Annotated in this window: 23 protein-coding genes and 1 pseudogene; 17 read left to right on the top strand and 7 right to left on the bottom strand. The window is 68.9% G+C overall.

Features of this window, described 5'->3' with window-relative positions:
• Positions 1 to 3 precede the first annotated feature (3 nt).
• Together A6B37_RS05640 and A6B37_RS05635 are read right to left on the bottom strand one after the other, a co-directional pair.
• Positions 4 to 963 (bottom strand): AAA family ATPase, encoded by a 960-nt coding sequence (locus A6B37_RS05640; RefSeq protein ID WP_102771140.1) that lies wholly within the window; start codon positions 961 to 963, stop codon positions 4 to 6.
• A gap of 38 nt (positions 964 to 1,001) precedes the next feature.
• Positions 1,002 to 2,150, bottom strand: coding sequence for a formylglycine-generating enzyme family protein (locus A6B37_RS05635; RefSeq protein WP_102771821.1), 1,149 nt, complete (start codon positions 2,148 to 2,150; stop codon positions 1,002 to 1,004).
• Between the two features lie 423 nt (positions 2,151 to 2,573).
• On the opposite strand from A6B37_RS05635, the gene A6B37_RS05630 reads away from it, so the two are divergent.
• Complete coding sequence (locus A6B37_RS05630) at positions 2,574 to 3,512, top strand: TolC family protein (protein WP_111825167.1); 939 nt, start codon at positions 2,574 to 2,576, stop codon at positions 3,510 to 3,512.
• On the opposite strand, the gene A6B37_RS05625 is transcribed toward A6B37_RS05630, so the two are convergent.
• Complete coding sequence (locus A6B37_RS05625) at positions 3,507 to 4,469, bottom strand: arsenic resistance protein (protein ID WP_111825548.1); 963 nt, start codon at positions 4,467 to 4,469, stop codon at positions 3,507 to 3,509. The genes A6B37_RS05630 and A6B37_RS05625 overlap by 6 nt on opposite strands.
• A gap of 103 nt (positions 4,470 to 4,572) precedes the next feature.
• Positions 4,573 to 5,367 (bottom strand): helix-turn-helix transcriptional regulator, encoded by a 795-nt coding sequence (locus tag A6B37_RS05620; RefSeq protein WP_111825166.1) that lies wholly within the window; start codon positions 5,365 to 5,367, stop codon positions 4,573 to 4,575.
• A 161-nt stretch (positions 5,368 to 5,528) separates the two neighbouring features.
• Here A6B37_RS05620 and A6B37_RS05615 point away from each other — a divergent pair, with 161 nt between their 5' ends.
• The 8 genes from A6B37_RS05615 to A6B37_RS05580 all read left to right on the top strand — a co-directional run bounded on the left by A6B37_RS05615 (position 5,529) and on the right by A6B37_RS05580 (position 13,168).
• Complete coding sequence (locus A6B37_RS05615; RefSeq protein ID WP_111825165.1) at positions 5,529 to 7,244, top strand: FAD-dependent oxidoreductase; 1,716 nt, start codon at positions 5,529 to 5,531, stop codon at positions 7,242 to 7,244.
• On the top strand, positions 7,219 to 7,425 hold the full coding sequence (locus tag A6B37_RS05610; RefSeq protein WP_111825164.1) for a DUF2783 domain-containing protein: 207 nt from the start codon (positions 7,219 to 7,221) through the stop codon (positions 7,423 to 7,425). Before A6B37_RS05615 ends, A6B37_RS05610 begins: the two co-directional genes overlap by 26 nt.
• 13 nt (positions 7,426 to 7,438) lie before the next feature.
• Entirely contained in the window at positions 7,439 to 8,020 is a 582-nt protein-coding gene (locus A6B37_RS05605) for a VOC family protein (protein ID WP_111825163.1), read from the top strand.
• A gap of 39 nt (positions 8,021 to 8,059) precedes the next feature.
• Complete coding sequence (locus A6B37_RS05600) at positions 8,060 to 9,019, top strand: MBL fold metallo-hydrolase (protein ID WP_111825162.1); 960 nt, start codon at positions 8,060 to 8,062, stop codon at positions 9,017 to 9,019.
• 52 nt (positions 9,020 to 9,071) lie between these two features.
• On the top strand, positions 9,072 to 10,100 hold the full coding sequence (locus tag A6B37_RS05595; RefSeq protein ID WP_111825161.1) for a fumarylacetoacetate hydrolase family protein: 1,029 nt from the start codon (positions 9,072 to 9,074) through the stop codon (positions 10,098 to 10,100).
• A 104-nt stretch (positions 10,101 to 10,204) separates the two neighbouring features.
• Positions 10,205 to 11,548, top strand: coding sequence for an MFS transporter (locus tag A6B37_RS05590; protein ID WP_111825160.1), 1,344 nt, complete (start codon positions 10,205 to 10,207; stop codon positions 11,546 to 11,548).
• A gap of 100 nt (positions 11,549 to 11,648) precedes the next feature.
• Positions 11,649 to 12,461, top strand: coding sequence for a nickel/cobalt efflux transporter (locus A6B37_RS05585; RefSeq protein WP_111825159.1), 813 nt, complete (start codon positions 11,649 to 11,651; stop codon positions 12,459 to 12,461).
• Between the two features lie 83 nt (positions 12,462 to 12,544).
• Positions 12,545 to 13,168: a glutathione S-transferase N-terminal domain-containing protein gene (locus A6B37_RS05580; protein WP_111825158.1), complete on the top strand. Its 624-nt coding sequence runs from the start codon at positions 12,545 to 12,547 to the stop codon at positions 13,166 to 13,168.
• A 42-nt stretch (positions 13,169 to 13,210) separates the two neighbouring features.
• Here A6B37_RS05580 and A6B37_RS05575 read toward each other — a convergent pair whose 3' ends face one another.
• Both A6B37_RS05575 and A6B37_RS05570 read right to left on the bottom strand, forming a co-directional pair.
• Positions 13,211 to 14,197: a tripartite tricarboxylate transporter substrate binding protein gene (locus tag A6B37_RS05575; RefSeq protein WP_102771160.1), complete on the bottom strand. Its 987-nt coding sequence runs from the start codon at positions 14,195 to 14,197 to the stop codon at positions 13,211 to 13,213.
• A 161-nt stretch (positions 14,198 to 14,358) separates the two neighbouring features.
• Positions 14,359 to 15,201, bottom strand: coding sequence for an IclR family transcriptional regulator (locus A6B37_RS05570; RefSeq protein WP_102771161.1), 843 nt, complete (start codon positions 15,199 to 15,201; stop codon positions 14,359 to 14,361).
• Positions 15,202 to 15,422: 221 nt separating this feature from the next.
• Between A6B37_RS05570 and A6B37_RS05565 the strand changes: the two genes are divergently transcribed.
• From A6B37_RS05565 to A6B37_RS05530, 8 genes are read left to right on the top strand one after another with little or no spacing between them, the layout of a single operon-like run.
• Positions 15,423 to 16,226: an enoyl-CoA hydratase-related protein gene (locus A6B37_RS05565; protein WP_102771163.1), complete on the top strand. Its 804-nt coding sequence runs from the start codon at positions 15,423 to 15,425 to the stop codon at positions 16,224 to 16,226.
• A 50-nt stretch (positions 16,227 to 16,276) separates the two neighbouring features.
• Positions 16,277 to 17,176 (top strand): SDR family NAD(P)-dependent oxidoreductase, encoded by a 900-nt coding sequence (locus A6B37_RS05560; RefSeq protein ID WP_111825157.1) that lies wholly within the window; start codon positions 16,277 to 16,279, stop codon positions 17,174 to 17,176.
• 16 nt (positions 17,177 to 17,192) lie between these two features.
• Positions 17,193 to 17,873 carry a 3-oxoacid CoA-transferase subunit A gene (locus tag A6B37_RS05555; protein WP_111825156.1) on the top strand — a complete coding sequence of 227 codons (681 nt, stop codon included), beginning with the start codon at positions 17,193 to 17,195 and terminating at the stop codon, positions 17,871 to 17,873.
• Positions 17,857 to 18,528, top strand: a complete 672-nt coding sequence (locus A6B37_RS05550) for a 3-oxoacid CoA-transferase subunit B (RefSeq protein WP_102771166.1) — start codon at positions 17,857 to 17,859, stop codon at positions 18,526 to 18,528. The genes A6B37_RS05555 and A6B37_RS05550 overlap by 17 nt, the downstream gene beginning before the upstream one ends.
• A 19-nt stretch (positions 18,529 to 18,547) precedes the next feature.
• Positions 18,548 to 19,513 (top strand): nitronate monooxygenase family protein, encoded by a 966-nt coding sequence (locus A6B37_RS05545; RefSeq protein ID WP_111825155.1) that lies wholly within the window; start codon positions 18,548 to 18,550, stop codon positions 19,511 to 19,513.
• A 28-nt stretch (positions 19,514 to 19,541) separates the two neighbouring features.
• On the top strand, positions 19,542 to 20,006 hold the full coding sequence (locus tag A6B37_RS05540; RefSeq protein ID WP_102771168.1) for a MaoC family dehydratase: 465 nt from the start codon (positions 19,542 to 19,544) through the stop codon (positions 20,004 to 20,006).
• Complete coding sequence (locus A6B37_RS05535) at positions 20,003 to 20,401, top strand: OB-fold domain-containing protein (protein WP_168202120.1); 399 nt, start codon at positions 20,003 to 20,005, stop codon at positions 20,399 to 20,401. Before A6B37_RS05540 ends, A6B37_RS05535 begins: the two co-directional genes overlap by 4 nt.
• A complete protein-coding gene (locus tag A6B37_RS05530; protein WP_111825154.1) occupies positions 20,401 to 21,558 on the top strand; it encodes an acetyl-CoA acetyltransferase in 1,158 nt (385 codons plus the stop codon). Before A6B37_RS05535 ends, A6B37_RS05530 begins: the two co-directional genes overlap by 1 nt.
• 56 nt (positions 21,559 to 21,614) lie before the next feature.
• On the opposite strand, the pseudogene A6B37_RS05525 reads toward A6B37_RS05530, so the two are convergent.
• Positions 21,615 to 21,704, bottom strand: a pseudogene (locus tag A6B37_RS05525) (nucleotidyltransferase); the annotation flags it as partial.
• Between the last annotated feature and the right edge of the window lie 230 nt (positions 21,705 to 21,934).

The following is a 21,934-nucleotide window of genomic DNA, read 5'->3' as shown; positions in this document are numbered from 1 at the left end:
TCCTCAGGCGGGCACCGCGACGCTGTCGAGCAGCCGGTCGATCACCGCGTCGGCGGTCACGCCGTCGGCGACGGCGTCGTAGGACAGATGCAGGCGATGGCGCAGGATCGGATGGGCGACTTCGCGCACGTCGTCCGGCGAGCTGAAATCGGCGCCGGCCAGCCAGGCGTGCACGCGCGCGGCCCGGTCCAGCGCGATGGCGCCGCGCGGGCTGGCGCCGACCTGTATCCAGCGCGCCAGCTCCGTGTCGGCCGGGCTGCGCGTGGCGTTGACCAGGTCCACGATATAGCGGTCGACCGCGGCGGCCACGTGCACCGCCGCCGCTTCGGCGCGGCAGGCGAACAGGTCTTCCTGCGACAGCCTGTCGGCGCCCGCATGGGAATCGGACGGCTGGCGCAGCAGCGCCAGCATCGCCGCCTCGTCGGCCGCCGCGGGATAGCCGAAGCAGATCTTCATCAGGAAGCGGTCCATCTGCGCCTCCGGCAAGGGATAGGTGCCTTCCTGCTCTATGGGGTTTTGCGTGGCCAGCACCATGAACAGTTCGGGCATGGCGCGCGTCACGCCGCCCACCGTGATCTGGCGTTCCTCCATCGCTTCCAGCAAGGCCGACTGCACCTTGGCCGGCGCGCGGTTGACCTCATCGGCCAGGATCAGGTTGCCGAACAGCGGTCCTTGCTGGAACGTCACCCGGTTGCGCCCTTCGGCATCCTGCTGCAGCACGTCGGCGCCGGTGATGTCCGACGGCAGCAGGTCCGGCGTGAACTGGATGCGGCTCATGTCCGCCGCCAGGTGCGCGGCCAGCGTCTTGACGGTGCGCGTCTTGGCCAGGCCCGGCAGGCTTTCGAGCAACACGTGGCCGTCGGCCAGCAGCGCGATAATGATTTCGCGGATCACCCGCTCCTGGCCCAGCACCGAGCCGGACACTGCTTTTTCGAGCGCGAGAATGCCGTCGCGGTTCGCCATGCCCCTCCCCCGTAGACATCAAAACTGAAACGCGTTGCTCAGCGGCTTGCGACGCTTGCCTGTCTGGCCTGGGCCGTTTTCCATTGCTCCGGCGTCATGACGGTCCGGAAGCCGAGGTGCGACATGGGATTGAGCGGATCGGTGCCGCGCCGCGCGCTGGCGCGGTAGCTGATGCAATAGGTGTCGCTGCACAGGAAGGAGCCGCCGCGCGTCACGCGCTTGGGCGCCGAGGGCGGCACGATGCCGTCGTCCGGATCGAAGCTGTCGGACGGGCCGGCCGGGTCCTTGGGGGGCTGGCGGAACTGCGACTGGATCTGGAAGGCGTCGGCGCGGTACCAGTCGGCCGTCCACTGCCAGACGTTGCCGGCCATGTCGTAGAGGCCGTAGCCATTGGGCGTGTAGCTGCCCACCGGCGTCGTGCCGACCTGCACTTTTTCGTCCTTCACCACCGGGAACGGCTGCGCCTGCCGGGTGTCCCAGATGTTGGCCATGGCCTGCCCCTGCGGCAGCAATTCGTTGCCCCAGCTATAGGTGGCCTGCTCCAGGCCGCCGCGGGCGGCGTACTCCCATTCGGCCTCGGTGGGCAGGCGCTTGCCGGCCCACTTGGCGTAGGCCTGCGCGTCCTCGTACGACACCTGGACCACGGGATGGTCGTCCTTGCCGTCGATATTGCTGTTGGGGCCTTGCGGATGGCGCCAGTTGGCGCCCGGCACGAAACGCCACCAGCGCGAATAATCGCGCAGCGACACCTCGGTTTCGGTGCCGACGAACACCATGGCGCCGGGCACCAGCGCGCTCTCCGGCGGACGCGGCGTGCCGGCGGGCAACTGCGGCTGCAGGTCTTCCCAGCGGGGTTTTCTTTCCGCCGTGGTGACGTAGCCGGTGGCTTCGACGAAACGCCGGAATTGCGCGTTGGTCACGTCGTTCACGTCCATCCAGAAACCGCTGACGCGGACCTTGTGCGCGGGACGTTCGTTGGGCTGCGACATCTTGTGGTCGTTGCCCATGAGGAATGCGTTGCCGGGTATCCATGCCATGCCGGCCGGGCCGTTCTTGCCGTCGCCCAGCTTGACCACCGGCGCCTGAGGCGCGGAGGCGTCCGCGGAGCCCGCCAGATACGCGCCGAACGCGGCCGCAGCACCGAGAATCGCAGCCATTGCCAAACCGATCTTCAGCCCTTGCTTCACTTGCTTCTCCATCCTGGTAAGTCAAAGCCGAATGCCACGCATGGTGCGGTAATGCTGTTTTTATTTCTTGTTAGTGCCGGGAAAACCCGCAAGGGAAAACCCGGAAAGAAAACGCCTTTTAATGGCGTGCAGGCAGCGGTGCGAAAGCGGCGCTCGCCGCAGCGCGGTATTTTCCGTGCGAGTAGAGAAGATAATGCGTATCGCGCAAATACGCTATCCGAAAAGCGAAATCTCGGGGGCGTTCGGAAGGGTTTGTTGGATTAATAGTAATGCGCGCGTCACAGCCGCCGGGTATGCGTTGCAGCGCGCTGGATAATCACGCCCGGCCGCGATATCGGCGGTTTTAACGATGCAACCTTATATGTATATCGAAACAATATCGAACGGAAATATTGACGCCGTGTATTAATCGGCTTTTTTGGTGTGCCGCAGGCCGGCGTGCAAGGCGCCGGCGCCGCGTTGTATCCGCAGCTGGGGCTGACGGGCGGCGTGGCCACGGTCTACGCGGACCTGCTGCGCCTGTACAACGACCGCGACATGCTGGAGGAAGTGCTGCGCATCCGGCAGGAAAGCGAGCGCCTGGTGCGGATGCGTTATCGCGCGGGCTACGATTCCGAGGCCGATCTGCGCCAGGCCCAGGCCGGCCCGCCCGCGGTGCAGGCCGAACTGGCGGCGTCGGACGAACAGATCGGGCTTGCGCGGTTTCGCCTGGCGGCGCTGCTGGGCCTGGGCCCCGACGCCGCGCTGGAGATCCGGCGGCCGGCCAGACCGGTGCTGCGCGCCGCCGGGATGCCCGCCAACCTGCCGGCCGACCTGCTGGGCAGGCGGCCCGACCTGACCGCGGCGCGTTGGCGCGTGGAGTCGCTGTCCAGCCGGATCGACGCGCGCGAGGCGGACTTCTATCCGAATATCAACCTGAGCGCGGCGCTGGGCCTGCAGGCCCTGGGCGTGGGCAACCTGTTCCGGTCCGGCGCGGACTACGGCTCGGTCGGCGCGGCCTTCAGCCTGCCGATATTCGACGCCGGCCGGCGCCGCGCCGCCTACGGCGTGGCGCGCGCGGATTACGACGCCGCGGTCGCCAACTACGACGCGGCGCTGGCGCAAGCGCTCAACGAGATCGCCGGCATCGTGCTCAATGGCCGCTCGCTGGACGAACAGATCCGCCATGCGCGCGAGGCGCTGGACATGCAGCAGCGCGCCTGGGAACTGGCGCGCGCGCTACGCCGGCGGCGCGGCCGACTTCCAGTCGGTGCTGATCGTGGAGGACCGCCTGGCCACGCAGAAACGGGCGGTGGCGGCGCTGGACAGCCGACGCTTCGCGATCGACGTGGCGCTGCATCGCGCGCTGGGCGGCGGCTATGACGATGCCGCGCCCAGGCGCGGCAGCAGCCGGACGTAGAGCAGTTCGCATAGCAGCTCCACCAGGGTCTGCGCCAGGATCACGGCCGGCACCACGGGCACGGCGCCCGGGATCGCCAGGCCCAGCGGCAGCACCACCAGCGAGTTGCGGGTGGCTGCGCTGAACGAAATGGCGCGGGCCTGGCCGGCGGGCAGGCGCCACAGCCGCCCCATGCCCCAGCCGATGGCCGGCGCCAGCACGGCGTATGCCGCGTAGACCGGAACGGCCGCGACCACCGCGTCACGCGCCAGCCCCAGCCGCGGCGCCACCGCCGCGACCACCACGAAAAGCAGCAGCGCCGTGGCTGGAACCGGCAACAGGCCCAGCAGGCGCACCGTGGCGTCGGCCTGCCGGCTGCGGGCGGCGGCGGCCTGGCAGGCCGCGGCCAGCGCCAGCGGCAGCGCGATCAGCCAGACGAAGGCGCGCACGAACGGTTCCCACTGGACCAGCGCCGCGCCCTGCCCGTCCAGGAACACGCCCAGATAGACAGGCAACAGCAGCATCTGCGCGCCCAGCAGCGCCGGCGTGGCGGCCAGCAGCGCGCGCGCGTCGGCCCGGCCCAGGTGGGCGAAGGTCACGACGTAGTCTATGCAGGGCGTGAGCAGCACCAGCAGCATGCCGGCGCGGGCCAGCGGTTCGCCCGGCAGCCAGGGCAGCAGGCCCGCGACCAGCAGCGGGATGGCGATGAAGTTCGCCGCGAGCAGCGCGGCCAAAAACCGCAGATTGCCGGCCGCGCGCCGCAGTTCCGTGAGCGGCACCTGCAGAAAGGTCACGAACAGCATGAAGCCCAGCAGCGGTTCGATGGCGGGCGCCAGTTGCGTCGATGCCGGCACGCGCCAGGCCAGGAGCGCTGCGGCCGCGACTGCGGACAGATAGCAGGCGACCTGCCGCTCTTCCAGGAAATCTTTCAAGCGCGCCAACGGCATATCGGGGGGATGGGCCTCTGTTCGGAGGGGGGCATCATAGCGCGGGGCTATCCCCTTCCATCCGTCCGATATTGTTCGGAGCCGGCGCGCGGAATGTTCAGGACGATTTTTCGATGCCGCCGGCCGCCGCCGGCGCCTTGACCAGGAATTCCTTCAGGCTGGCCACGTTGTTCTTCTTGAAGATGCGGTTCTTGTAGGTGATCACGGTAGTGGGCGACAGGCCCAGTTCGCGCCCCACTTCCTTGGCGGTATGGCCCTGGCGCAGCAGTTCGGCCACCTGGATCTCGCGCCAGGACAGGCCACAGGCCCAGTTCGCCGCGCGCGCCGGTTCGGCGTGCGCGCCGCACAACTGGTGGTGGCGCCGCGCCAGCGCGAGCAGCAGCGGCGCGCGCACGCGCAGCAGCTCGGTGACTTCGGGCCTGTGCATGCGCGAAAAGTACAGGTTCACGTAGCTGATGCCGTCGCCGCGCGCGCCGATGAGCGAAATCTTGCTGGCGAATCCCGGCCGCTCGAAGAGCACGCGCCGGTACTGCGTGTCCGAAATGTGCTCGGGCGACTCCGGGCGGATGATCGGCTCCGGATGGCGCTCGGGCTGGCACGCCATGTCGCGCAGCAGCGCGTAATTGGGGTCGCGGCGGTAAAAGCCGTCGTCCACATAGACATTGGTGGTCCATTCGATGAGCGACTGGTTCAGCAGGCTGGCCGACGACGAGTACCGCACCTGCCCGTCATGGCCGTACAGCACGTGCGACACATGATCGGCGGCGACGCCCTCGCGCAGGGACAGCAGCAGCGCGGCATGGAACATCGGACCGCCCAGGTCCATCACGGCGGACTCCACCCATCGGTCCGGCTCCGCCGCCGCGGGTAGCGGATTGCTTGTCTCTTCCATGGTTCTGTCATTCCCCGCTTGCGCGTGTTTTTTCCCATTCTACGGTCATCCAGGACCGATGCGTGTCCTCGTCCGTGAGGACATGACGAAGCCATTACACGCTCCTAGAGTGGTAACCGCAACGCAGTGCCATGAGATTAATCAAACTATCAGGGAAAACCATGAAAGAGCTTCCCATCTACGCTTACAAGCGACCCGAGGAGATGGACCACCCTTGCGCCGAGCCGCATCCGGTGGTCGTCGTGGGGGCCGGCGTGACCGGCCTGACGATGGCGCTGGACCTGGCGCGCCGCGGCGTGCCCGTGGTGGTGCTGGATGACGACAACACGGTCGGCGTGCGCGGCCTGGCCTCGCGCGGCATGGTCTGGGCCCAGCGCTCGCTGGACATCCTGGACCGGCTGCGCGCGGTCGGCGACATCGTCGGCACCGGCGTGCACTGGAACGTCGGCCGCGTGCTGTGCAAGGACCAGGCCGTGGCGTCTTTCACGCTGCAGGACCAGCCCGACATGCGCCACAACGGCTTCGTGAACCTGCAACAGTATTACCTGGAGTCCTTTCTGGTCGATGCGCTGGTGCAAGAACCGCTGGCCGAGCTGCGCTGGCTGAACCGGGTCACCGGCATCGAGCCGGGCAAGAACGGCCCCGCCACGCTGGAGGTCGAGACCCCGGACGGCCCCTACCGCGTCAGCGCGCAATGGGTGATTGCCTGTGACGGCGCCAACAGCCCGATCTGCGGCATGCTGGGCCTGCGCCCGCGGGTGCACGACCGCACCGAGGACCGCTGGGTCATCATCGACATCGTCCTGCGCAACACCACCTGGCCCGAAGAGCGCTGGACCTGGCTGGACGCCCAGAGCAACCACGGCCGCGCGGTCTGGCGCCACAAGATGGCCGACGACACCTGGCGGCTGGACTTCCAGCTGCGTCCCGAAGAGGACGCCGCGCAGGCGGTCACCGAAGCATCCATGCGCCAGCGCGTCTGGGACCTGCTGGGCGAGAAAGTGGAGTTCGACATCGCCTGGCACGGCGTCTGGGCCTACCGCCACGAATGCCTGGACAACCTGCGCCACCACCATGTGCTGTTCGCCGGCGACTCGGCCCACCTGCTCGCGCCCTTCGGCGCGCGCGGCGGCAACGGCGGCATCCAGGACGCGGACAACCTGGGCTGGAAGCTCGCGCTGGTGCTGGCCGGCAAGGCCGACGAGTCGCTGCTGGACACCTATAGCGTGGAACGCCGGCACGCGGCGATGGAAAACATCCGCCAGGCGCGCCGCTCCGCCCGCTTCGTCTATCCGGCCCCGGGCAGCTCGGCCGCCATGTGGCGCGACGCCATCATCGCGCTGGCCCCGACGCACGAAACCGTGGCCCGCATGGTCAATACCGGCCGCCTGTGCATGCCCGCCGTCTATCCCCCCTCGTCGCTGGTGCGCGGCGCGCACGCCCATGCCGGGCGCGCGCTGCCCAACATCGTGCTGCGCCGCGCCGATGGCCTGACGCTGTACGACGTGGCCGGACCGTGGTTCACGGTGCTGGTGTTCGGCGACGCGCTGCCGGCTGGCGCGCCCGCCGGGCAGGACGAGGACGCCCTCGTGAAATGGGTGGCCGTCGGCCCGCTGTGCGACGAACGCGGGCGCGCCGCGCTGGCGCACCAGCTCGGCGTCGCGATGGACGGCCAGGCCTGGCTGCTGCGTCCCGACCAGCACGTCATGGCCGCCAGCGCGCCCGAGGTGCAGGACCCCGACGCGCTGCTGGCCTGGGTGGCCGAGGCGCTCGGCCGGGCCTCCGCCCTCTCCTCCTCGTTCCAATCCTTCCCGGAGGCCAGCAGCCTCCCCAAATTCGGAGATGCCAGCCATGTCGCTTTCTCAGCAACAGCTTGACGATCTGCTCGAGCGCCTGGTGGCGCTGACGGACGTGCCCGACCCCGTGGCCCAACGCGACCGCCTCGCGCGGCTGTCGCTGTGCCTGATCGAAGCCCTGGACGACGGCCCCCGGGCCCAGGCGATCCTGGACCAAACGCTGGCGGACCATCCGGATGCGCCGGCGCTGACCCTACCCTGAAGGAGACGGCGCAATGACGCTCAATCCATCGCAGTCCAACCAGTCCATCAAGGGCCTGCACCACTTCGCCTGGCGCTGCCGCGACGCCGAGGAGACCCGCCGCTTCTACGAAGACGTGCTGGGCCTGCCGCTGGTCCACGTCATCAAGGAGGAGCGCGTGCCCTCGACCGGAGAACTGTGTCCCTACGTGCACCTGTTCTTCGAGTTCGCGGACCACTCCTACATCGCCTTCTTCGACCTGGGCGACAACCGGCTGAGCGAGTTCGATCCGGACACCCCGCGCTGGGTCAACCACTTCGCCATGGAGATCGACAGCGAGGCCGAACTGGAGCGCATGCGCCGGCGGCTCGTCGAACACGGCATCGAAGTCGTGGGCCCGACGGACCACCACTTCATCCGCTCGATCTATTTCTTCGACCCCAACGGCATCCGGCTGGAACTGACCGTGCGCGTGCCCAAGGACGAATACGTCAGCCGCAAGCGCCGCAGCGCGCATGACGAGCTGGCCGCCTGGACCCTGGACAAGGCCGCCGGCCTCAAGCCCGGCGCCACCGGCACCAGCAGCGCCGAGCGCCGCCGTGAACACGCCGGCTGAGGCCGCCCGCCACCCCCCATCCAAAAGTAAAGGAACACCATGAGCAAACCCTTCGCCTCCCAGGCCGACCTGACGGAAAAAAAGGTCTCCTTCCAGCGCCTGTCCGAGAACGCCTACGCCTATGTGGCCGACGGCGATCCCAATTCGGGCGTGATCATCGGCGACGATTGCGTGATGGTGGTCGACGTGACCGCCACGCCGGCCATGGCGCAGGGCCTGATCCGCGCGATCCGCGGCGTGACCGACAAGCCCATCCGCCACGTCGCCCTCACCCACTACCATGCCGTGCGCGTACTGGGGGCCTCGGCCTTCGCCGCCGAGGGCGCGGTCAACGTGTTCGCCAGCCGCGGCACCCATGACCTGATCGTGGAACGCGGCCAGGCCGACATGGATTCGGAGATCGGCCGCTTCCCGCGCCTGTTCCAGTCCGTCGAGACCATCCCCGGGCTGACCTGGCCCACGGTGGTGTTCGAACGCGAGCTGACCATCTTCCTGGGCAGCCTGGAAGTGCGCATGCTGCACCTCGGGTCCGCCCATACGCGCGGCGACTCGGTGGTGTGGATTCCGTCGCAGGGCATCTGTTTCTCCGGGGACCTGGTGGAGTTCAACGCCGGCGTCTACACCGGCGACGCCCACCTGGCCGACTGGCCGTCCACGCTGGACAAGCTGCAGGCGCTGCAGCCGCGCCAGATGGTGCCGGGCCGCGGCCCCGCGCTGACCACGCCGGAAGGCTGCCGCGAAGCCATCGACTACACGCGCAGCTGGGTGCAGACCCTGTACGGCTGCGCCCAGGACGGCGTGGCCAAGGGCAAGAGCCTGAAGCAGGTCTACGAAGACACGCGCCGCGTGATGGATCCGAAGTTCGGCCACGTCTTCATCTACGAGCACTGCATTCCGTTCGACATCTCCCGCGCCTTCGACGAGGCCAGCGGCATTTCGGTGCCGCGCGTCTGGACCGCCGAGCGCGATCGCGAGATGTGGGCCGCGCTCACCGCCTGATCCTGCGGCCCCCCTGGCGGGGGCCGCCCTCTATCTACGGAGCAATCTGAATATGAAACTCGCCACCCTGACGAACGGCACCCGCGATGGCGAACTGGTCGTCGTGAACCGCAACCTGACGCGCATGCGCGCCGTTCCGCACATCGCCGCGACCCTGCAGCAGGCGCTGGACGACTGGGCCCGCAAGGCCCCGCTGCTGCAGGCCGAATACGAATCGCTGGATTCCGGCGCCGGCCCCAGCCAGTCCTTCGACCCGGCGCGCTGCGCCGCCCCGCTGCCGCGCGCCTACCAATGGCTGGACGCCTCGGCCTACCTGAACCACGTGGACCTGACGCGCCGCGCCCGCGGCGGCGAAATGCCGCCCTCGTTCCTGACCGATCCGGTGATGTATCAGGGCGGCTCGGACGACTTCATGGGGCCGCGCGAAGACATCACGGCCGCCAGCGAGGACCTGGGCGTGGACCTGGAAGCCGAGGTCATCGTGGTCACCGACGACGTGCCGCTGGGCGTGGACGCGGACAAGGCGCTGGATCACGTGGTGCTGCTGGGCCTCATCAACGACGTGACGCTGCGCAACATCGTGCTGCCGGAACTGGCCAAGGGCTTCGGCTTCGTGCAGGGTAAGCCGGCCTCGGCGCTGTCGCCCGTGCTGGTCACGCCCGACGAGCTGTCGCCCTACTGGCGCGGCGGCAAGCTGCACCGCGCCATGCACGTCTGGCTCAACGACAAACAGATCGGCCAGCCCCAGGCCGGCGAGGAAATGCAGTTCCATTTCGGCGAACTGATCGCGCATGCGGCCCGCACCCGCCGCCTGGGCGCCGGCACGCTGCTGGGCAGCGGCACCATCTCCAACGCCAGCGACGCCGCCGGCGTCTGTTGCCTGGTGGAGGCCCAGGTGCGCGAAAAGCTGCGCGACGGCGCGGTCAGCACGCCCTTCCTCAAGCATGGCGACCGAGTCCGCATCGGCATGCGCGACGACGCGGGCCAGAGCTTGTTCGGCGACATCGAGCAGGCCGTGCGTATCCCGGGCACCCGCCCCCTGCCCCAGACCGCGCCGGCGGCCGAAACGGCCACGGCCTGAACGGGCAAGGCAAGCTGCGCCGCCGCGCCCACCCGGCGCGGCGGCGCCCTCTCTGAAGAACACACAAAAACAGGACCCGCTGCAAGCCCCCCAAGGAGACATCCATGCAGACAGAACTTTCCGCCGCCGGCGCCGCGGGCGCTCCCGCTGCGCCCGGCGCACTGGTCAGCGCCGAAGACCGCAAGGTGCTGGCGGCCACGCTGGTCGGTTCGGCCATCGAGTGGTACGACTATTTCATCTACGTCCAGGCCGCCGGCCTGGTGCTGGGGTCGCTGTTCTTTTCCCCCTTCGCCAAAGAAAACCCCGAGCTGTCGCTGATCCTGTCGTTCGCGACGGTGGGCGTGGCCTTTCTGTTCCGGCCGCTGGGCGCGATATTCTGCGGCTACATGGGCGACCGCTACGGCCGCAAGCGGGTGCTGGCCGCCACGCTCATCCTGATGGGCGTGTCCACGTCGCTGATCGGCGTGCTGCCCACTTACGCGCAGATCGGCATCTGGGCGCCCATCATGCTGGTGGCGCTGCGGGTGCTGCAGGGCTTCTCGGCCGGCGGCGAATGGGGCGGCGCGGCCCTGATGGCGGTGGAGCACGCGCCCGGCAACCGCCGCGCGCTGTTCGGCGCCTTTCCGCAGATCGGCGTGCCGCTGGGCATGATCGTGGCCACCGGCGTGCTGTGGTGCATCACGGCGGCGATCGGTTCGGACAACTTCATGGCCTGGGGCTGGCGCATTTCGTTCCTGCTGTCCATCGCGCTCATCATCGTCGGGGTGATCATCCGCCGCGCGGTGGAGGAATCGCCGGTGTTCCTGGAGATGCGCTCGCGCCGCAGCCATTCCTCGGCGCCGCTGGGCACGCTGCTGCGCAAGCATCCGCGCGAGATCCTGCTGACGACGCTGATCTTCGTGGGCAACAGCACGGGCGGTTACCTGCTGGTGGGCTTCTTCATCAGCTACGGCAGCCGGGCGCTGCACATGCCGGCCCAGGAAGTGCTGATGATCTGCACGCTGGCGGCGGTCTGCTGGCTGGGCTCCACGCTGCTGGGCGGCTGGCTGGGCGACCGCATCGGCCGCGTGCGCACCTTCCAGCTGGGCTACGTGCTGCTGGCGCTGTGGGCCATTCCGATGTGGAGCTTCATCGACTCGGGCGACGTCACCAAGTTCGCGTTCGCCCTGGTGGTGCTGGCCGTGCCGCTGGGCCTGACCTACGGCCCGCAGGCGGCGCTGTATGCCGAGATGTTCCCGGCGGACGTGCGCTATTCGGGCGTGTCCACGGGCTATGCGCTGGGCTCCATCTTCGGCGGCGCCTTCGCCGCCATGATCGCCCAGGCCATCATCACGGCCACCGGCCTGTCCTGGATGGTGGGCGTCTACCTCATCGTGATGGCGGCGATATCGTTCATCGCGGTGACGCTGGTCAAGGACCGTCCGGGCACCAACCTGCACGCCGACTGAAGCGGGCCCATGACGCCCCGGCGGGCGTCATGGGTATTGTCCGCAAATCCCGCCGGGGGGGAATAAGATTGCCGCCTTGCAACTGTAGGCGCCCCCCCTGATGCTGTCCTTCTCCGAATTGCTTGCCCAGGGCGCCGCGCACGCCTGGCTGTTCATTCCCAGCGCCATCCTGCTGGGCGCCCTGCACGGGTTGGAGCCCGGCCACTCCAAGACCATGATGGCCGCCTTCATCGTCGCGATCCGCGGCACGGTGTGGCAGGCGGTGCTGCTGGGGCTGACGGCGACGGTGTCGCATACCCTGGTGGTCTGGGGCATCGGCCTGGGCGGCATGCTGCTGTGGCAAGGCGTGGACGCCGAGGCCATAGAGCCCTACTTCCAGCTGGCCTCGGGCGTGGTCATCGTGCTGATCGCGATCTGGATGTGCTGGCGCACCTGGCGCGAACAGCAGGCGGCGCACGGCCACCATCATCACCACCACCATCATCACGACCACGATCACCACCACCATCATCACGACGACGATGGGCAATACCAGGACGCGCACCAGCGCGCGCACGCCAGCGACATCCAGCGCCGCTTCGCCAACCGGCGCGTCACCAACTGGCAGATCGCGCTGTTCGGCCTGACCGGCGGCCTGATTCCCTGTCCGGCCGCCATCACGGTGCTGCTGCTGTGTCTGCAATTGAAGGAGTTCACGCTGGGCGCGGTGCTGGTGCTGTGTTTTTCCATCGGGCTGGCCATCACGCTGGTGACGGTGGGCGCGGTCGCGGCGCTGGGCGTGCGCCACGCGGCGCGGCATGCGCCCTGGCTGGGCGCGCTGGCGCGGCGGGCGCCGTACCTGTCCGGGGTGCTGATCATAGCCGTGGGCATTTATGTGGGCCTGCTGGGCTGGTCCAACCTGCCGGCGGCCTGAATTCCCGGTCGGCGGGCGCGGTCTTGGAGGGCCGCCGCGATGGGGGGATAATGGTTTTTTCACCCTGCCGAAAGAGGATGCCGATGTCCCGCTGGACCTTTTACTCCGCCCCTGGCACTTGCGCGCTTGCCACCCATATCGCCCTGCATGAAGCCGGCGCCGACTTCGATCTGGTCAAGCTGGATTTCAGCGCCGGGCAGCAGCAAAGCCCCGAGTACCTGCGCGTCAACCCCAAGGGCCGCGTGCCCGCGCTGGCCACCGAACACGGCGTGCTGACCGAGACCCCGGCGCTGCTGGCCTTCGTGGCGCAGCGCTTTCCCGAGGCCGGGCTGGCGCCGCTGGACGATCCGTATGCGTTCGCGCGCATGCAGGAACTGAACAGCTATCTGGCCTCCACCGCCCACGTGGCGCACGCGCACAAGCGGCGCGGGGCGCGCTGGGCCGACGATCCGGCCGCGCACGAGGCCATGCGCGCCAAGGTGCCGCAGGCCATGACCGCCTGCGCGGCCTACCTCGAAACGCAGATCGCCGGCCCCTGGATCGCCGGCGAGCGCTACAGCGTGTCCGACGGCTACCTGTACACCATCGGCAGCTGGCTGGAAGCCGACGGCGTGGACATGGCCAAGTTTCCCAAGCTGACCGACTACCTGGAGCGCGTCGAGGCGCGCCCGGCCGTGCAGCGCGCCCGCGCCGAAGCCCAGGCCTGACGGCCTTGCGGGCGGCCGACAGCGCCGCCCGCCATCCTGCGCTTATTCCGCAGACAGTTTCAGTTTCCTGATCCAGTCGCCGAAGCGCGCGATTTCCGACTGGTAGAACGCGCCCAGCTCCTGCGGCGTGCGGTAGGCGCCTTCGGCCGATTGCGCGTCCAGGCTTTTCTGCACCTCGGGATTGGCCAGCGCGGCCTTGTTGGCCGCGTTCAGTTTCTGCACCACGGCCTCGGGCGTGCCGGCCGGCGCGAACAGCGCATACCACTGCGAGAACTCCAGCCCCGGATAGCCGGCCTCGGCCATGGTGGGCACGTCGGGCAGCGCGCGCGTGCGCTGCGGATGGGCGACCGCCAGGATCTTGATGCGGCCGGACGCCTGCTGCGTAGTGGCCGAGGCCGTGCCCACGAAGGCCAGGTCGACCTGGCCGCCCATCGCGTCCGTGACGGCCGGGCTGTCGCCCTTGTACGGCACGTGCACCATGTCCAGGCCGGTGGCGGCCTTGAAGGCCTCGCCGGTGAGGTGGCCCGTGCCGCCCACGCCGCTGCTGCCGAAGGACAGGCGGTGGGTCTTGCCGTAGGCCAGCAGGTCCTGCACGCTGTCGATGCCCAGCCCGGCGTTGACCACCATCACGATGGGCACCGACGCCACCATGGCCACGGGCGTGAAGTCCTTGCTGGCGTCGTAGGGCTGTTTCTTGTACAGCGTGGGATTGGTGCCGTGCGTGGCGCTGTTGCCCATGAGGATGGTGTAGCCGTCCGGCGTGGACTTGGCCACGGCCGACGCGCCTATCATGCCGTTGGCGCCGCTTTTGTTGTCGACCACGATATTGGCCTTCAGCGACTCGCCCATGTAGCGGGCCATCAGGCGCGTCAGGTAATCGTTCGCTCCGCCGGCCGCGTAGGGCGAAATGAACTGCACGGGCCGGTCCGCGGGATATTCCGCGAGCGCAGGCAGGGCCAGGCCCGCGGCCAGCAGCCCTGCTCCGATGCGGCCGGCCAGCCGCAATCCGAATGGACGAAAGTTCAGCATAGGGTGTCTCCTCAGACTGTGCGTGGATTTTTGGAATACCGGAACCGGCTTGCCCTTCGGTTCACGTCGTCCGCAGTCTAAGAGGCGGGCGGCGGCCGTGCGCCGCCCGCTGGCGCGCGCCGCGCAGATTCGGGTCCACTGTGTGGAATTCCGGCGCCCGTTCAGGCCAGCGCCAGCGTGGGCATGGCGTACGGGACGCGGTCGCGGTCCACGTAGCCGCGCAGCTCGGCCTCGATCGAGCGCACGGTATCGTCCAGGCAGCGCACCACCATCTCCAGCCGGTCGTGCCCCAGGCGCGAGGCCAGCGTGGACACGCTGATGCCGGCGGCCGGCGTGCCGTCGGGCGCGCGGATCGCCATGCCGACCGAATGCACCGGCGGCTCGTCCATGACCTTGTTGGTGGCGTAGCCGCGGCGGCGGGTGCTTTCGATACTGGCCCGCAGGGCCGCCTCGGTAAAGCGCGGGCTCTTGCGGCGCGTGCGCTCGACGTTGATGCGGCAGATGCGGTCGATCTCGTCGTCGGGCAGCGCGCTCAGCAGCGCCAGGCCGCTGGCGCCGACGTTCAGCGGCCGGTGCCGGCCCACGTCGTGCACGAACATCTTTATGGGGAAAGCGCCGTCGGCGCGCGCCACGCAGATGCCGTCGAAACCCGAGCGCACGGTCAGGAACACCGTGTCGCCGGTGTGCTCGGCCACCGCTTCCACATAAGGCAGGCAGATGTCGCGCACCGCCAGCTTGGGCGCGGCGGCCAGGCCCAGCTCGTAGGCCAGCGCGCCCAGGTAATAGCGCTTGCTCTGCAGGTCCTGGCGGATCAGCTTTTCGGCCACCATGCCCTGCAGCAGCCGGTGCGCGGTGGGACGTTCCAGCCCGGTGCGCCGATACAGCTCCACCAGCCGGCTGCCGCTGCGGTTGTTGACCGCGATGATGCGCAGCAATGCGATGGCGCGCTGCAATGACTGGGTGCCCGCGGCGCCGATGGCGCCGCCGGTGCTGGCCTGGTTCATGATGGTCTCCTCGCCCGCGGCCGGGCCGCGGGGCGTGTTTTTAATGGTCTACATTGCGGACGCTTGTTTTGCCGTCATTGTGCCCCCTGCCCCGCGCCGGTTGAAGCGCGAGTTCACGATACGGACTCTTTTTGCGGCGGCCGGCCGGGCCCGGGCGCGGCCCGCGGGCCAAAACGCCGCAACATAGGGGCCTGTTATCTCCGCAACCGAACTGGAAGGCCATGGCACTGGAGCAAGAACTGATCGTCCGCCTGGAGGCGGGCGTGCTGTGGCTGACGCTGAACCGGCCCGACCGCCGCAACGCGCTCAGCCCTGCCCTGTATGAGGCGCTGCGGGACGCGCTGGAGGCCGCCGGGCGCGATCCGGCGGTCGGCGCCGTGGTGCTGGCCGGCGCGGGCGGCGCCTTTTGCGCGGGCGGCGACATGGACCGCATGCGCCGCCAGGCCGAGTCCGCGCCGCCCTCGCCCGCCCAGCGCATCGCCGCCATGCGCGGGCGCACCCGCATCGTCGAATACCTGCACGGCATGCCCAAGCCCGCCATCGCCATGATCCGCGGCGCGGCCGTGGGCGCGGGGCTGTCGCTGGCGCTGGCCTGCGACCTGCGTTATGGGGATGCCAGCGCCAGGCTGCGCACCGGCTTTATCGGCGCGGGCGTGCCGGGCGATTTCGGCGGCCATTATTTCCTGCCGCGCATCGTCGGCCCGGCCAAGGCGCGCGAACTCTACCTGCGCTCGCCGATGCTGTCGGCCGCGCAGGCCGAGCGCCTGGGCCTGCTCAATGCGGTCTACGACCCGGACCGGCTCGAACCGGAGGTGGCCGCCATCGCCGGCGCCCTGGCCCGCGGCCCGCAGCCGGCCGTGGCCCGCATGAAGGAAAACCTCAATGACGGCCTGGCGCTGGACCTGGCCGCCCTGCTCGATCGCGAATGCGAGCGCCACGTCGAATGCGTCGACAGCCCCGATCACCGCGAGGCGGTGCTGGCGTTCACGCAGAAGCGCGCGCCCGTGTTCCAGGGGGCGGCCTGATCCGTCCGGCCTCGCAACAAGTTTCCCGACCATCCAAGTAAGGAGTTTCGATGTCCACACTATGCAAAGACCGGGTCGTGATCGTGACCGGCGCCGGCCGCGGCATCGGCCGCGAATACGCGCTGCAGCTGGCGCGGCTGGGCGCGCGCGTCGTGGTCAACGACCTGAGCGTGTCGCGCTCGGGCGAGGACACCGGCGAGAGCACCGCCGCGGCCGTCGTGCGCGAGATCGTCGAAGGCGGCGGCCAGGCCATCGCCAACCACGAGAACGTGGCCGACTTCGCCGGCGCCAGGCGCATGATCGAGGCGGCGCTGGACCACTACGGCGCGCTGCACGGCCTGGTCAACAACGCCGGCATCCTGCGCGACCGCACGCTGTGCAATATGAGCGAAGAGGAATGGGACGCCGTCATCGAGGTGCACCTGAAAGGCACGTTCGCGCCGTCGCGCCACGCGGCCGCCCACTGGCGCGACCTGTACAAGAAGACCGGCGAGCCGGTCGGCGGGCGCATCGTGAACACCTCTTCGTCCTCGGGGCTGTACGGCAATATCGGCCAGATCAACTACGGCGCGGCCAAGGCGGGCATCGCCGCCATGACCATCATCGCCGCGCGCGAGCTCAAGCGCTACGGCGTGACGGTCAACGCGATCAATCCCCATGCCCAGACCCGCATGACCGAAGGCCTGCGCGAGCGCAGCGCCGCAGAGATCGAGGCGCGCCATCCGCGCTGGATCGCCCCGGCGGTGGCCTGGCTGGTCAGCGCCGAGAGCAGCGACGTGACCGGCCGCATCTTCGAGCTGGGCGGCGGCCATCTGGCGGCGATGGAAGGCTGGCGCCGCGGCCCCGCGGCCGAGCCGGTCGACGACGCCGCGCGGATCGGGCCGGTGCTGCGCGACCTGGCGCAGCGCGCCCGCCGCAACGTCGATATGAAAGGCCACGATCTGGACTGACCCGGGAGAGCCTGCCGTGATCGACAAGCAAGTGAGTTCCATAGCCGAAGCCGTGGCCGGCATCAAGGATGACTCGGTCATCCTGGTCGGCGGCTTCGGTTCCTCCGGCCGTCCGGCCGATCTGATGGAGGGCCTGCTGGACCTGGGCGTCCGGGGCCTGACCATCGTGGCCAACAACGCCACCGTCGGCGACGACATCGTCAGCGAGCTGATGGCCGCCGGCCGCATCCGCAAGGTGGTGTGTTCGTTTCCGCGCGGCCTCAAGGGCCGCACGATCTTCGACGAGCTGTACGGCGCGGGCAAGATCGAACTGGAGCTGGTGCCGCAGGGCACGCTGGCCGAGCGCATCCGCGCCGGCGCGGCCGGCATCGGCGGTTTCTTCACGCGCACCGCGGCCGGCACCCGCCTGGCCGAGGGCAAGGAAACCCGCGTCATAGACGGGCAGACCTACGTGCTGGAGCACCCCATCAAAGGCGACGTGGCGCTGCTCAAGGGCCTGCACGGCGACCGCTGGGGCAATCTGGTCTATCACCGCGGCGCGCGCATCAACAACCCGGTCATGGCCGGCGCGGCCAGGCTGGTCGTCGCCCAGGTGCGCGGCATCGTGCCGCTGGGCGCGCTGGACCCGGAACACATCGTCACGCCGGGCGTTTTCGTGGATCGTTTAGTGGAGGTGCCCAATGAGCGCAAGGCTTAGCCGCCAGGATATCGCCCGCGTCGCCGCCCGGGACATACCGGACGGCGCCTGCGTCAACCTCGGCATCGGCCTGCCGACCCTGATCGCCGACCACGTGCCGCCCGGCCGCGAGCTAATGCTGCACAGCGAACAGGGCCTGCTGGGCCTGGGGCCGGCGCCGGCCCCGGGCGAGGAAGACTACGACGTGATCAACGCCGGCAAGCTGCCGGTGACGCTGCTGCCCGGCGCCTCGGTGTTCAGCCACAGCGAATCGTTCCTGATGATCCGCGGCGGCCATATCGACATCGCCTGCCTGGGCGCGTTCCAGGTGGCGGCCAATGGCGACCTGGCCAACTGGACCGTGGACGCCCCCGGCCAGATCCCGGGCGTGGGCGGGGCCATGGACCTGGCGGCCGGCGCCGAACAGGTCTGGGTGCTGATGGAACACTGCACCCGCGACGGCGCGCCGCGCATCCTGGAGCAATGCAGCTATCCCCTCACCGCGCCGGACTGCGTGGACCGCATCTACACCGATCTGGCGGTGATCGACGTCACCGCCGCGGGACTGGTCGTGCGCCGCCTGGCCGAAGGCTGGACGCTGGAGGCGCTGCAGGCGCTTACCGGCGCCCCGCTGACGCTGGCGCCGGACTGCTCGCCCTACCGCGCCGACCTATAGAGAAGACAAGGAGCACAATGTGCAGACCGCAGTAACCCGCATGCTCGGCATCGAGCATCCCATCGTCCAGGGCGGCATGCAGTGGGTGGCCCGCGCCGAACTCGCCGCGGCCGTCTCCAACGCCGGCGCGCTGGGCATACTGACCGCGCTGACCCAGCCCAGCCCCGAGCACCTGCGCCGGGAAATCGCCCGCATGCGCGAGATGACGGACCGCCCCTTCGGCGTGAACCTGACCTTCCTGCCCACGCTCAAGCCGGTGCCGTACGCCGAGTACCGCGACGCCATCATCGAATCGGGCGTCAAGATCGTGGAGACGGCCGGCAACAATCCCGGCGAACACATGCCGGCCCTGAAGGCCGCCGGCGTGCGCGTGATCCACAAATGCACCACCCCGCGCCATGCCCGCAAGGCGCAGGAGATCGGCGTGGACATCGTGTCCATCGACGGCTATGAGTGCGCCGGCCACGTGGGCGAGAACGACATTCCGGGCCTGATCCTGATTCCGGCCACGGTGGCGCAGGTGTCGATACCGGTGATCGCCTCGGGCGGCTTCGGCGACGCGCGCGGCCTGGTGGCCGCGCTGGCCCTGGGCGCCGAGGGCATCAACATGGGCACGCGCTTCATGTGCACCCGGGAGTCGCCGGTGCACGAGTCGATCAAGCAAGCCATCACCCGCTCCACCGAAACCGACACCCGGCTGATCCTGCGCAGCCTGCGCAACACCAGCCGCGTCTGGGCCAACCAGCTGTCGGCCGAGGTGGTGGCGCTGGAGCGCGCCGGCGCGGGCATCGACCGCATCGGTCCGCTGGTGGCCGGCGCCAAGGGGCGCGGCGTCTACGAAAGCGGCGACGTCGAAAGCGGCATCTGGACCGTGGGCATGATCCAGGGCCTGATCGACGACATTCCGGCCTGCGGCGACCTGGTGCGCCGCATCATGGACCAGGCCCACGGCCTGGTGTCCGGACGCCTGGCCGCCCTGCTCTGACCCATTCTTTCTTACCTGGAGGCAGCCCATGCTGACTTTGGAAACCCCTTACGAACTCGAAGCCCACGTCGGCAAAGTCCTGGGACGGACCGGCTGGATCGAAGTCACCCAGCCCATGATCGACGAATTCGCCCGCCTGTCGGGCGACGACAACTGGATCCACGTGGACGTGGAGCGGGCCCGGCGCGAACTGCCGGACGGCAAGACCATCGCCCACGGCATGCTGACGTTCTCGCTGATGTCCGGCATGGGCGGCGAGATCGTGCAGGTGCGCCAGCGCGGGCGCGGCATCAACTACGGCTCCAACAAGGTCCGCTTCACCGCGCCGGTGCAGGTGGGCTCGCGCATCTGCCTGGAGCGCAGCCTGGTGGCCTTCGAACGCCTGGAAGGCGCGGTGCGCCTGACCTACGGCAACACCATGTACCGCGAAGGCCAGGAACGCCCGGTCATGGTGGCCGAAACGCTGAACCTGATGTACGAAAAGGGCAAATGATGAGAGTCGACGACGCAGCCGGCACGGGCGCGCCCTATGCGCGTTACGTGCGGCATCTGAAGGCCGGCGAACTGGCCTATCAATTCAGCCCGGCGGCCGGGCGCGCCGTGTTCTTTCCGCGGGTGCGCTGCCCCTACACCGGCCAGGACAGCCTGCAATGGCGCATCAGCGCCGGCATCGGCACCGTGTACAGCACCTCGGTGGTCTACCCGCGCAAGGGCGAGCCCTACAACGTGGCGCTGATCGACCTGGACGAAGGGTTCCGGATGATGAGCCGGGTCGAGGCGGCCGACCCCCTGCAGGTCGCCATCGGCCAGCGCGTGCGCTTTCGCGCCGCGGCCGAGGAAGGCCTGGACGATCCCGTCGCCGTGTTCACGCCGCTGGAGTCCGCATGATGAACGACGATTTCCGACCCGGCCGCGCCGTGGTGGCGGGCGCGGCCGAATCCGACCTGGGCGCCGTGGGCGAGGCCTATACGGCGCTGGACCTGATGGCCCAGGGCGTCTACCGCGCCCTGGACGACTGCGGACTGTCCATCAAGGACGTGGACGGCCTGTTCTGCGCCACCACCCAGAGCCGCCTGGCGGGCCTGGCGCTGGCCGAATACCTGCAGCTGCCGGAAGCCTACATCGACTCCACCTCCACCGGCGGCTCGTCGTTCATGGGGCACCTGGCGCGGGCCGAGGCGGCGATCGCCGCCGGCCTGTGCGAGGTCGCCGTGGTGGCCTACGGCAGCACCCAGCGCTCCCTGGGCCGCAAAAACACCAGCCGGCCGGAATGGAACCCCTACGAATCGCCCTACAAGCCCTTCCTGCCGGCCACGGCCTACGCCATGGCGGCCGCCCGCCACATGCATGAATTCGGCACCACCCGCGAGCAGCTGGCCGAAGTCGCGGTGGCGGCGCGCCAGTGGGCGCTGCTGAATCCCGTGGCCTGGGAGCGCGAACCCCTGACGGTCGAAGGCGTGCTGTCTTCGCGGATGGTCAGCCATCCGCTCACCATCCGCGACTGCTGCCTGGTCTCCGACGGCGGCGGTGCGCTGGTGCTGACCACGCCGGCGCGGGCGCGCGGGCTGCGCACCGCCCCGGTCTACCTGCTGGGCTCGGGCCATTGCAGCACCCACCTGACCATCAGCAACATGCCCGACCTGGTCAATACCGGCGCGCGCGTGTCCGGCGAGATCGCGTATGCACAGGCCGGCCTGACCGCCTCCGACATGGACGTGGTGGGCCTGTACGACGCCTTCACCATCAACACCGTGCTGTTCCTGGAGGATCTGGGCTTTTGCGCCAAGGGTGAAGGCGGCGCCTTCGTCGCCAACGGCCGCATCGCGCCAGGCGGCCAGTTGCCCGTCAACACCAACGGCGGCGGGTTGTCGTATTGCCACCCCGGCATGTACGGGATCTTCCTGCTGATCGAAGCCGTCCGCCAGTTGCGCGGCGAATGCGGCCGGCGCCAGGTCGAGGGCGCCGAAGTCGCCCTGGCGCATGGCAACGGCGGCGTGCTGTCGTCGCAGTACACGGTGATTCTGGGCGGGGCTTCGACGGTTTAGGTGTTCTCGGGTGTCGCCTTGATTCGGTGTTAGAACTGAGGCGATGCTGGCCGCGTTTATACCGGCTGCGCCTGCGCGAGCACCTTGGCCCGGACCTTTGGCGGCAGGTCGCCGGGCGTTCGCAAATCGACGTGGATGCCCTCAAGAACCGTTTCGGAGAATCGCCCTGGCCCGACTTTCCCGAGCAGCGGCAATTCGCCGGCAAATACCCAATTTCAGTGATTCCCAGCCGAGCGCCAGCGGTATCTAATGCTCACGCCGGGGCGCGAGCATGAAGCAGCTTCAGAGAAATCACTTTAACTAATTCACTTTATATAACTACGAAAAATCTCAAATAATCAATTATTTAAAACGATAAATTAAAGTTGTTTGATGC

This window comes from Achromobacter sp. HZ01, assembly GCF_003267925.1.
Taxonomy (GTDB): domain Bacteria; phylum Pseudomonadota; class Gammaproteobacteria; order Burkholderiales; family Burkholderiaceae_B; genus Achromobacter; species Achromobacter pulmonis_A.
This window is presented reverse-complemented; position numbering and strand designations above follow the sequence as displayed.